Genomic DNA, 472 nt, shown 5'->3' with positions numbered 1-472 from the left:
TCACACCGGTGATCACATCGACGGAGGGCCGTTGCGTGGCGATGATCAGATGGATCCCCGCGGCGCGGGCCATCTGAGCCAGCCGGCAGATCGCGTCTTCCACATCCGCCGGAGCCACCATCATCAGATCCGCCAACTCATCGATGATCACGACGATATACGGCAGCAGAGACCCTTCGGCGGAATCCCCGACCATCTGGTTATACCGCTCGATATCCCTCGCCCCGGTCTTGGCAAACAGCTCGTAGCGCTTTTCCATCTCCGCCACCACTTTTTTCAGCGCCACCGCCGCACGGCGGGCGTCGGTGACGACCGGGGTGAGCAGATGCGGAATCCCGTTGTATACGTTGAGCTCCACCATCTTGGGATCCACCATCATCAGCTTGACTTCGTTCGGCTTGGCCTTGTATAGCAGGCTGGTAATCATTGCATTGATGCAGACGCTCTTTCCGGATCCCGTCGCGCCGGCGAC

1 protein-coding gene is annotated in these 472 nt (G+C 60.2%); it reads right to left on the bottom strand.

What is annotated here, in order from left to right; genetic code table 11:
- A partial coding sequence (locus RZO55_RS03025) for an FtsK/SpoIIIE domain-containing protein (RefSeq protein ID WP_318062812.1) occupies positions 1-472 on the bottom strand: 472 nt, incomplete at both ends.

This window comes from Clostridium boliviensis (assembly GCF_033342255.1).
In the GTDB taxonomy this organism is placed as follows: domain Bacteria; phylum Bacillota; class Clostridia; order Lachnospirales; family Lachnospiraceae; genus Lacrimispora; species Lacrimispora boliviensis.
The sequence above is the reverse complement of the archived record's forward strand: the minus strand, read 5'-3'. Positions and strand labels throughout refer to the sequence as shown.